Below are 10,586 nucleotides of genomic sequence, written 5' to 3'. Positions count from 1 at the left end.
GGGCGACGACGGGCGACGACGCCCTGCGAGTCGCGCGCCGACGCACCGGAGCCGACTCCAGGTCGGGCGCCTGGAAGAGCGGGCCCAACCCCGGCACCACGGGCGTCGCCGGTGCGGACCGCGGGTCCGCGGCGGTGGCCTCGCCCTCCTCGTCGGTGTCCTCGTCCGTCGGGTCCTCGTCGGCGGGCTGCTGGTCCGTGCCCTCGGGCTCGGCGCGCTCGGCGTCCGTCGACCCGGTCGGTGCCCCGTCAGCGACATCGGGCTCGCCGACGACACGATCGTCCGGGGCGTCGGACGGCGTGGGCTTGGCCTTCTTCTTCGCGCCCTTCTTCGATGCCTTCTTGCCGGGCTTCTTCTTCGGCGCGGGCTCGTCGGCCGCCGCGAGGTCGCCGGCGACGTCTTCGGCACCGGAGTCGGCGGCCGGCTCGTCCTCGGCGACCGGCTCATCCTCGGCGACCGGCCCATCCTCGCTGACCGGTTCGGGACCGGCAGGCCGCTGCTCCTGCGTCGGGGTGCCCGCGGCGCGAGACGGCCGCCGGCGAGGCCTCTTGGCCGGCTCCTCCGCCGCGGGTGGCTCGGACGACGACAGGGAGCCGTCGGGGCTCGCGAACTCCTCGGCCTCCGCAGGCGGGACGATCACCGGATCGGTGACGTCCTCCGGCACGGCCTGGTCCGCATACGGCTCGTCGATGGATGCCACGGTGGCGTCCTTCCACGGCGGACGGAGGACGCCACATCCGGCACCGCCAGCTGCAGCGGCACCCGTCGGCCGTCGGCCGTCGGCTCGATCGTGTCGGGACGGGCCCGACCCGGAAGTCGTTGCTCACTCCCCTGCGGCTCGCGAAGGCTCGCGGCACCGCGTCAGGAGGCGACGCTGTCCTTGTCGGCAGCCAATGGATCGGCCACCCCGGCGCCGCCATCGGTCACAGGTCCCTGCGCGAGCCGGGTCACCCTCGGTGGCCTGACCGGCGCGAACCCGATCGCATGCAGCGCGGTCAGGACGTCGTCGGGTCGGGTGGCAGGTGTGGTGTGCCGCACGACCATCGTCAGTATCGCACATGGCGACTGCTCCGCCGGGTCGCTCTCGTCCTGCGATACGTCGACGGAGAGGATCGGGGGGAGGACGTCGAAGGTCTTCGGGCCGGTCTTGAAGGTCCGGGTCACGAGTGCCTCCGGTTGCGCCCGAAGCGCCCGTATGCCGCCGGTCACCTCCTCGACCGCGACGCCGGGGAACTCCAGGCGCCACACGCTGGCCACGAGCCGGTCGGCGAGCGAACCCGGTCCGGCGGTCACGACCTCGAGGACGTCGAGGCCGTCGGGGAGCGCCTCGTCGAGGGCGGCACGCACCGCATCCGGGTCGACACGCTCGGTCACCGAGATCTCGAAGTACTCGGCCTCGCTCGCCGCCCCCGTCGGGGCCCCGTTGGCGTAGGAGATCCGGGGGTGCGGGTGGAACCCCGCGGAGTAGGCCATCGGCACCCCGGCGCGGCGCAGCGCCCGCTCGAGGGCCCGCGAGAAGTCACGGGTCGAGGAGAACCGCAGACGGCCGCGCCGGGCATACCGGATGCGCAGCTTCTGGACCACCGGCGCAGGCGGCGGACCCTCGGGAACGCGGTGGGCTGCCATGGGCGACAAGCCTAGGTCGGCCCGCCACCCCCGGGGAGGGCACGCGCCAGGACCGAGCCGAGATAGGGGGCGAGGGTGCGGGAGTAGGTGGCCGTCAGGTGGGTCTCGTCGAAGTAGACGACGACACCGCCGACCGCGGCATCGCAGGTCCGGGGACCGCAGATGTGGTCGTCGAGGTCGGCCGTGACCACCCCAGGGACCTGCTCGGCCGCCTCCGCGACGGGATCGTCGGACCGCCACCGGCTGCGCGGACCCGAGCACACCGTGAAGTCCTTCGGGTTCTCCGCGAGACAGTCGGGGACCGACCGCAAGGGCGCCGGAGTGTCCCGGATCGCGACGACCGCCGCACCCGATGCGTGCAGCCGGCGCAGCATCGTCACGTCCCCGTCGCGGTATGCCGCGACGCTCCGGGACCCGGACAGCCCGTCGGCGGGCAGCGAGATGCGGTTGCTCACGACGACGAGGTCGTAGTGACGGTCGGCGATCTGTCGCACGGCGTCACGGCCCCAGGCGCGGCACCGTCGCACCTTGGCCGGGGTGTCGAACCTCTGGTCGACGTCGCTCGAGGCACAGCGGGAGGCCAGGTACGTGGTGATCCGCCAGCCGCGCTGGCGTGCGAGGACCTCGAGGGCCGGCAGCCACTGCCCCGCGTGCGAGTTGCCGAGGAGGGCGACGTCGACGGTCCCGTGCGGGTCGCCGAAGGTGCACGTGATGACACGGAAACGCGGCTGGTAGGACCAGCAGTCCTTGCCTCCGGACACCTCGGGGTAGGCATCGGACTTGTCCTTGGCGGCCTCGGCCGGGGCCGGGACGACCGGCGCCGCCGTCGTCCGCGGGCACGCCGTCGGATCGTCGAGGGCCGCCGCGCCGAGGCACGGGTCCCCGCTCGTCGTCGCCTTGTCGAGGGCGGCCCGCGCCTGAGCCTCGCGATGGTGCACCTCGGCGATCTGCAGGCCCGCGAGACCGACGACGACCGCCATGCCGGCCGCGGCATACAGGTAGGGCCGGCGCAGTGGCGTGCCGGCCCGCGGGAACCGGAACCGGTCCTCCACGAAGCGCTTCGTCGCGGGCGCGAGGGCGAGGGTGAGCAGGACGATGCCGGCGTCGTCGACGAGCCCACGGCCGCCCGTCGTGGCATACGGGACGAGGACGATGAGCGGCCAGTGCCACAGGTAGACCGAGTAGGACACGTCTCCGAGCCACTGGACGGGACGGACTCCGAGGACCCGGGTCGGCGAGGGCAGACGTGCCGGCGCGTTCGCGGCGATGACGGCCGCGGCCCCGAGGACGGGGAGGGCTGCCCGCCACCCGGGGAACGGAACGGCGCCGGAGTACGCGAAGCCGGTCCAGACGATGACGGCCAGCCCGAGCCAACCGAGCACGGTCGCCGTCGGCCCGTGGCGGGTCACCCCCTCACGACCCCTCCATGCCAGCCACGCCGCGAGGAGTCCCCCGATGCCGAGCTCCCAGATGCGGGTCGGCGTGATGAAGTATGCGGAGGCCGGCTCCGACGCCGTCGCCCGGATCGAGAGGACGAGCGAGGCGAGCACGACCGCGCCGAGACCCAGCGGCACGACGAGCCCGAGCCGGCGCTCCGGCACCGGCTGTCCGGGTCCGCCGGCTCGCAGTGCCCTCCGCGCGCCGAGACCCGCGAGCAGGACGAGGAGGAGGACGAGGACGGGCCAACCGGCGTAGAACTGCTCCTCGACCGACAGGGACCAGAAGTGCTGGACGGGCGTCGGCGCGTTCTCGGCCGCCAGGTAGTCGACGGAGTCCGCGGCGAGCCGCCAGTTGACGACGTAGAGCGCGGCCGCCGCCGTCTGCCGGGCGGTGTTCTCCCACTGGGTCTCCGGCGCGACGAGGCGCGAGACGACGAGGGTCGTCGTGAGGACGAGGAGCGAGGCGGGCAGCAGTCGCCGGATCCGGCGCGCCCAGAAGCTCGCGAGGTCCCGTCCGGTCCGGGGCGGCCGCCGGAGCAGGTGCGAGGTGATGAGGAACCCCGAGATGACGAGGAAGACGTCGACTCCCACGAAACCGCCGGGAAGCCTCGTGGGCCACAGGTGGTAGACGACGACGAGCGTGACGGCGAGGGCGCGAAGGGCCTGGATGTCGGCTCGGACGGCTGGACGGGTCGCGGACGGGGTGCGCTCGACGCGTCGAGCGATCAGCGGGGTGGTCACGGAGAGGCGGCAACTTCGGTCGTGGCAGGGGTGGATCGTCCGCCAGGATAACGATTCGGGTACGGTTCGCGTCCCACCGTCCACGGTGGGGGTCGCGGCGGCGGGGCGACGACCCTGAGAGGCGGTCAGGGTCGGATCCGGGGTCGCCGGGTGGGGAACCCCATGTCGCGGGCGCTCAGCGGCCGGAAGGCTGTGGAGCCATGATCGAAGTCACCTCAGTGTCCATGCGGTACGGCGCCTTCCAGGCGCTCGACGACGTCTCCTTCACGGCTCGGCCGGGCCGGGTCACCGGGTTCCTCGGGCCCAACGGGGCCGGGAAGTCCACGACGATGCGGGTCGTCGTCGGGCTCACACCCCCGACCGCCGGGTATGCGACGGTCGGCGGTCGCCGGTACGCCGACCTGCCGAACCCCGGCCGGGAGGTCGGGGTCCTCCTCGACGCGTCGGCACAGCACGCCGGCCGCACCGGGCGGGAGGTCCTCACCATCGCCCAGCGGACCCTCGGGGTGCCGGCCGGACGGGTCGAGGCGATGCTCGACCTCGTGAGCCTCACCCGGGCCGAGGCGGGCCGCCGGGTGCGCAACTACTCCCTCGGGATGCGGCAGCGGCTCGGCATCGCGACGGCGCTCATCGGGGACCCGTCCGTCCTCATCCTCGACGAGCCGGCCAACGGGCTCGACCCGGCCGGCATCCGCTGGATGCGCGACCTGCTGCGCGACTACGCCGACCGCGGCGGCACCGTCCTGCTCAGCTCGCACCTCCTCCACGAGATCGAGGTGGTCGCCGACGACCTCGTCGTCATCGGCCACGGGCGGATCATCGCCCAGGGCGCCAAGGAGGAGCTCCTGGCCGCCGCTGGCACGCTCGTGCGCACCCCCGAGGTCGCGACCCTGGCGCAGGCGCTCGCCGACGCCGGGCTCGTCGCCCACGCCTGCGGCCCCGACGCGCTCCGGGTCGAGGGCGACCCCCGCCACGTCGGTCTCGTGGCCCTCACCGCCGGGGTTCCCCTCGAGGAGCTGCGCCCCGCCGAGGGCGCCGGGCTCGAGGAGATGTTCCTCGAGCTCACCTCCGACTCCCAGCGCGACACGACCCCCGAAGGAGCAGCAGCATGACGACCAGCACGACGGTCCCCGTCCCGTCCACGAGGACGACGCTCGACCACGTGAGCACCCTCGGCCGCGACGCGGCGACCCGGCCCACCGCATACGCGCCCATCCCCTTCGGCAGGATCCTCCGAATCGAGCTGCGGAAGATGTTCGACACCCGGTCCGGGTTCTGGCTCCTCGCGAGCATCGGCATCACGTCGATCCTCGCGACCGCCGCCGTCATCGCCTTCGCGCCGGACAGCAGCATCACCTACGAGGCCTTCGGCACCGCGATCGGCTTCCCCATGTCCGTGCTGCTCCCCGTCATCGCCATCCTCTCGGTGACGAGCGAGTGGAGCCAACGCACCGGGCTGACGACCTTCACCCTCGTGCCGAACCGGTCGCGCGTCATCGGCGCGAAGCTCGTCGCATCCGTCGCCGTCGGCGTCGTGTCGATGCTCCTCGCGTTCGGGATCGGCGCGGTCGGCAACGTCGTCGGCTCCGCGATCGCCGGCGTCGACACGACGTGGAACATCTCCTTCGTCCAGCTCGGCACGATCATCCTCGCCAACGTCCTCGGACTCCTCACCGGCTTCATGCTCGGCATCCTCATCCGCAGCTCCGCCGGGGCGATCGTCGGCTACTTCGTCTACTCGTTCGTCCTCCCGACGCTCACAAGCATCCTCGCGGCCTCGCAGCACTGGTTCAGCGACATCCGGCACTGGGTCGACTTCCAGGACAACCAGACCGCGCTCTTCGACGCGACGGCGATGCGCGCCGCCGACTGGGGGTACCTCGCCGTGACCGGCCTCGTCTGGCTCGTCCTGCCGCTCGCCGTCGGCCTGTGGACGATGCGCCGCTCGGAGGTCAAGTAGGAGTGAGGCGAGCGCGCCGGGCGACTATCGTCGGGCCATGACCGACTGGGGCGTCGTCTTCCGTGCCTGCACCGACCGGCTCGTCAAGCTCGGCAGCAGTCTCACCGAGGAGCAGCTGGCGACCACCGTGCCCGCCACTCCGTCCTGGACCGCCCGCGAGGTGCTCGCCCACCTCGCGGGCGGTCCGTCGAGCATCCTCGCCGGCGACGCCGACGACGCGCCCTCTCCGGCGTGGACCGAGCGCCACGTCACCGCGCGAGCGGACACCCCGGTCGCGGAACTGCTCGCCGAGGTCGGCGCGACCGTCGACCCCGTGTGCGCGATGCTCGCGGACGGCGGCAGGCCCATCATCGTCTGGGACCGGTCGGTCCACCTCGCCGACCTCCACGAGGCCTTCGGCCTCTCGCGACCGGCCGCCGACACGTGGGAGCCCGTCGTGGAGGCGGTCCGCCCGCGGCTCGCCCGCATCCTCGGCGACGCGGACGCACCCGCATACGAGCTGTTCCGTGGGTACTTCTCCCGTCGGTCGCAGCGGCAGCTGCGCGACCTGTTCCCCGGCGCGTCGGCCGAGCAGCTCGCGGACGTCGGCGTGTTCGGCCCTCGCGAGGACGACCAGCCGCACCCTGCGGAGGGCTGACGCGGATGCCCCGCTCTCGCGCGGACAACCCCGAGAGCGTCTTCACGTATGCCGCGCCGGGGCTCAGCGTCGGCCGCGGCGCCGCCCTCGAGGTCGGGCCCTCCCTCGCGCGTCTCGGCGCCACCCGGGTGCTGCTCGTCACCGACCCGCGGGTCCTCGCGACCGGTTGGCCCGAGCGGGTCGCCGCCACCCTGCGCTCCGGTGGCCTCGAGGTCGGGACGTATGCCGGGGTGCACGTCGAGCCGACCGACGCCAGCCTGCGCGACGCGGTGGCCCACGCCCGGGACACCGGGCCGTGGGACGCGTTCCTCGCGGTCGGCGGCGGGTCGTCGATCGACACGGCCAAGGCGGTCGACCTCCTCACGACCAATCCGGGCGACCTCATGGACTACGCCGACGCACCCGTCGGCGGCCGCGCGCCGAGCGCACCGCTCCGTCCCCTCGTCGCGGTGCCGACGACGGGGACGGGGTCGCAGAGCGCGACGAGCTGTGTCATCGACGTCCCCGCCAAGACCGGGATCGGCCACCCGGCACTGCGGCCCGCCCTCGCCGTGGTCGACCCGGCCCTCGCCGCGACCCGACCGGCGGCTGTCGTCGCGTCCACGGGTTTCGACGTCCTCTGCCATGCGCTGGAGGCGTGGACGGCCCGGCCGTACACGGCATTCGAGCGCGGGGTCCCCGAGCAGCGGGGCCCCTGCTGCGGGGCGAACCCCATCAGCGACGTCTGGGCGGAGAAGGCGCTGCGGCTGCTCGCGTCGTCGCTGCGCCAGGCGGTGGCGGACGCCGGGGACACGACGTCGCAGGACACGACCGCACACGACGAGATGACCCTCGCGGCGGTCTTCGCGGGGCTCGCGTCCGGCAATGCCGGCGTCCACGTGCCGCACGCCAACGCCTACCCGATCGCGGGGCGGGTCAAGGACTTCCGCCCGGCCGGGTACCCGCAGGACGAGCCGATGATCCCGCACGGCACGGCCGTCGCCCTCACCGCGCCCGCCTCCTTCCACGCCACCTTCCCCGCCTCGACGGGGCGTCACCTCGGAGCCGCGCAGTGGCTCGACCCGTCGGTCGACACGCGGCACGGCGACGCGCGCATCCTGCCCGACGTCCTCCGGACGCTGATGAGCGACATCGGGCTGCCGAACGGCCTGGCCGCCGTCGGGTACACCCGCGCGGACCTCCCCGGCCTCGTCGACGGAGCCCTGCAGCAGCGGCGGATGCTCGCCACGGCACCGCTCCCGGTGACCGCCGACGACCTCGCCGCGATCTTCGAGGAGTCCCTCACGCTCTGGTGAGCCGACGCCCTACCGTGAGGCCATGAGCCCCGTGGACCCTGCCTCCGTCGCCACCCTCCTCGCCCGCGAGACGGCCGCCTACGCCGATGCCCACCCCCTGTGCCGAGCGGGCTACGACGCCGCGACGAATCTCTTCGGACACGTCCCGATGACGTGGATGAACATGTGGGCCGGCGGGTTCCCGCTCCAGCTGGACCGCGCGAGCGGCAACCGGGTGACCTGCCTCGACGGCGTCGAGCTGCTCGACTTCGCCCTCGGCGACACCGGGGCGATGGCCGGTCATGCGCCACCGGCGACGGTTCGCGCGGTGGCTCGCCGGATGGGCGAGCTCGGCGGGGTCACCGCGATGCTTCCCACGCCGGACGCCCAGTGGGTCGGGGCCGAGCTGGAGCGCCGCTTCGGTCTCCCCCGCTGGTCCTTCACGCTGTCGGCGACCGACGCGAACCGCTGGGCCGTCCGGCTCGCCCGCCTCGTGACCGGCCGCCCCAAGGTCCTCGTCTTCGGTCACTGCTACCACGGCACGGTCGACGAGACGTTCGCCGTGCCAGGGCCGGGCGGGACGACCGTGACGCGGCCCGGCAACGTCGCCCCTCCCGTTCCCGTCTCCGAGACGACGTATGCCGTGCCCTGGAACGATCTCAGCGCCGTCGAGGCGGCGCTGACGCACGGCGACGTCGCGGCGATCCTCACCGAGCCGGCCCTGACGAACATCGGCATCGTCCTGCCCGACGAGGGATTCCACAAGGGCCTTCGCGAGCTCGCGAGCCGCTTCGGCGTCCTCCTCATGATCGACGAGACGCACACCTTCTCGGCCGGCTGGGGCGGCGCGACCCGGGCCTGGGGACTCGAGCCCGACATCCTCGTCATCGGCAAGTCCATCGGCGGCGGAATCCCTTGTGGCGCCTACGGCCTGCGGTCGTCGGTGGCCGACGCCGTGCTCGCGCGCACCCAGTCCGGCGAGGCCGACATCGTCGACGTCGGAGGCGTCGGCGGCACGCTGGCCGGCAACGCCCTCTCGACGGCCGCCATGCGGGCCACCCTCGGCGAGGTCCTCACCGAGGAGGCCTTCACCCGGATGGTCGCGCTCGGCACGCGGTATGCCGAGGGCGTCCAGGCGGTCATCGACGACCTCGACCTGCCGTGGAGCGTCGGTCAGGTCGGGGCGCGCGCGGAGTACCGGTTCACCCGCCCCGCCCCGCATACCGGTGAGGACTCCGCCGCGGCGGCCGACGAGGACCTCGACGCCTGTCTCCACGTCGCCCTGGCGAACCGGGGTGTCCTCATGACCCCCTTCCACAACATGGCGCTCATGTGTCCGACGACGACGGCCGACGACGTCGACCGGCACCTGGCCGTCCTCCGGGAGGTCGCCGCCGCCCTCGTCTGAGGTCGCGCGGGCCTACGGCGCAGGCGCCGTCATCCGCGGGGCCGGCCGTCGTCGGTCAGGTCGACCACCTGCGACTCCGTGCCGAGGGGCGACAGCTGCCGGATCACGGCTCCGGGGCGCAGCCGGGCGTCGCTCCGGTAGACGGCGTACAGCTCCTCGTCCGCGGCCCGGGAGGCGGGAGACTCGACGTCGGCGTCGGCGGCCACCAGACGCCGAGCGATGTCGTCGACCTCCTCGTCGGAGAGCGCCGGCCCGTCGGGGGCGATGGCACCCCAGGTGTCCCAGAGGAGCAGCTCGTCGCCGTACCGGTGCGCCAGCTGCATGACGACGTAGTGGCGCACGAAGCCCGGTCCGCGAAGGTCCGGCCCGGCCCCGGGGAACACGCCGTGATCCCCGACGTCCAGCGTGCCGTCGCGGTGGGCGAGCCAGGTCTCGGCGGCCGTGCGGAACGGCGAGTCGGGGCCCCTACCAAGGTCGCGGACATCGACGGCGAGCTGCCCCGCCGCGAACTCCGGGTCGGTGCGCACCCATCGATCGCCGTCGTGGTACTCGGTGACGACATGGTCGAACACCCAGTCGGCGGAGAGGTACCGGGCGAACCCGACCCGGTTGCGGGCCCGGATGCCGCGCTCCCGCAGGGCTGCCGTGAGGAACAGGCTGTGGTCGCGGCAGCATCCCGCGACCCGTTCGGTCGGCGGCCTCTCGGCGAGCAGCGGGGTCGCGAACCGGCGTTGGTCCCGCTCGAGGATCCGGTGCAGCCAGCGGCTGTTGACCTCGGGGAGCCGGTCAGGAGTCATCTCCGGAAGCTCGGCCCGGTAGTGCACGATGACGTTGCGTGACGCGGCGCACAACGACTCGACGTCGTCCGGCAGCTCCCGGAGCCGCCCTGCCCAGGGGCCGGGATCGGAGTATGCCGTGTGGCTGGCCGGGTCGGGGACGGGACTCACCCGCCCAGTCTGCCCGGCTCCCGACCGCCGGGGGCCCGGAAGAGCTGCTGGCGTGCCGCGACGCAGACGACCGCCGCCCCGAGGAGGTAGAGGACGGCGACGAGGACGCCCAGCGTCGGGTCGTCGTCCGGAACCGGGATCGCCGTGACCGCCACGTCGTGGGCGGCATGGGCGACCATGACGGCGAGCAGGCTGCCCCGTGACGCCGTGAGGATCCAGGCGTAGATGACGGCGGTCGGGACGAGTCGGAGGTAGGTCACCGGCACGTCGGTTCGCCAGTCGCCCGTGCCGCCCGGCGCCAGGACGGCCCAGCAGTGCCACGTCGCCCACAGGACGCCGACGACGACGGCCGCACCGAACACCGAGCGGCGACGCTCGAGGGCCGGCTGGGCCAGGCCCCGCCAGCCGAGCTCCTCGCCGAGGCTCCCGGCGAGGATGGCGCCGAGGCCGGGCAGCAGGGCTCCGAGGTCGAGCCACGGAGCCGGGGCCGGGTGGCCGAGACCGGCGGCCGGGGGGGGGGGGGGGGGGGGGGGGGGGGGGGGGGGGGGGGGGGG

9 protein-coding genes and 1 pseudogene are annotated in these 10,586 nt (G+C 73.8%); 5 read left to right on the top strand and 5 right to left on the bottom strand.

Annotated features, from left to right (window positions below; translation table 11 throughout):
* The 3 genes and pseudogenes from BN12_RS25125 to BN12_RS10580 all read right to left on the bottom strand — a co-directional run.
* Positions 1-700 (bottom strand): annotated as a pseudogene (locus BN12_RS25125) (hypothetical protein); the annotation flags it as partial.
* Positions 701-861: 161 nt separating this feature from the next.
* Positions 862-1,626 carry a TIGR03936 family radical SAM-associated protein gene (locus BN12_RS10585; RefSeq protein ID WP_048552318.1) on the bottom strand — a complete coding sequence of 255 codons (765 nt, stop codon included), beginning with the start codon at positions 1,624-1,626 and terminating at the stop codon, positions 862-864.
* An 11-nt stretch (positions 1,627-1,637) separates the two neighbouring features.
* Positions 1,638-3,806, bottom strand: a complete 2,169-nt coding sequence (locus tag BN12_RS10580; RefSeq protein ID WP_048552316.1) for an acyltransferase family protein — start codon at positions 3,804-3,806, stop codon at positions 1,638-1,640.
* A 200-nt stretch (positions 3,807-4,006) separates the two neighbouring features.
* Between BN12_RS10580 and BN12_RS10575 the strand changes: the two genes are divergently transcribed.
* Genes BN12_RS10575 through BN12_RS10555 form a run of 5 tightly spaced genes read left to right on the top strand, consistent with a single transcriptional unit; the run spans position 4,007 to position 9,085 of the window.
* Positions 4,007-4,918 (top strand): ABC transporter ATP-binding protein, encoded by a 912-nt coding sequence (locus BN12_RS10575; RefSeq protein ID WP_048552314.1) that lies wholly within the window; start codon positions 4,007-4,009, stop codon positions 4,916-4,918.
* A complete protein-coding gene (locus tag BN12_RS10570; protein WP_083454560.1) occupies positions 4,915-5,766 on the top strand; it encodes an ABC transporter permease in 852 nt (283 codons plus the stop codon). Before BN12_RS10575 ends, BN12_RS10570 begins: the two co-directional genes overlap by 4 nt.
* A 37-nt stretch (positions 5,767-5,803) precedes the next feature.
* Positions 5,804-6,403, top strand: coding sequence for a maleylpyruvate isomerase N-terminal domain-containing protein (locus BN12_RS10565; protein ID WP_048552311.1), 600 nt, complete (start codon positions 5,804-5,806; stop codon positions 6,401-6,403).
* A 5-nt stretch (positions 6,404-6,408) separates the two neighbouring features.
* Entirely contained in the window at positions 6,409-7,698 is a 1,290-nt protein-coding gene (locus tag BN12_RS10560) for a hydroxyacid-oxoacid transhydrogenase (RefSeq protein WP_048552309.1), read from the top strand.
* A gap of 22 nt (positions 7,699-7,720) precedes the next feature.
* Complete coding sequence (locus BN12_RS10555) at positions 7,721-9,085, top strand: transaminase (protein ID WP_048552308.1); 1,365 nt, start codon at positions 7,721-7,723, stop codon at positions 9,083-9,085.
* Between the two features lie 29 nt (positions 9,086-9,114).
* Here the strand turns inward: BN12_RS10555 and BN12_RS10550 are convergent, their stop codons facing one another.
* Together BN12_RS10550 and BN12_RS10545 are read right to left on the bottom strand one after the other, a co-directional pair.
* Complete coding sequence (locus BN12_RS10550; RefSeq protein ID WP_053080006.1) at positions 9,115-10,032, bottom strand: transglutaminase-like domain-containing protein; 918 nt, start codon at positions 10,030-10,032, stop codon at positions 9,115-9,117.
* On the bottom strand, positions 10,029-10,487 hold the full coding sequence (locus BN12_RS10545) for a CPBP family intramembrane glutamic endopeptidase (RefSeq protein WP_268807029.1): 459 nt from the start codon (positions 10,485-10,487) through the stop codon (positions 10,029-10,031). The genes BN12_RS10550 and BN12_RS10545 overlap by 4 nt, the downstream gene beginning before the upstream one ends.
* Between the last annotated feature and the right edge of the window lie 99 nt (positions 10,488-10,586).

The organism is Nostocoides japonicum T1-X7 (assembly GCF_001046855.1).
Taxonomy (GTDB): Bacteria; Actinomycetota; Actinomycetes; order Actinomycetales; family Dermatophilaceae; genus Nostocoides; species Nostocoides japonicum.
Note: the sequence above shows the minus strand (reverse complement) of the source record. Positions and strands in the feature narration are given on the sequence as shown.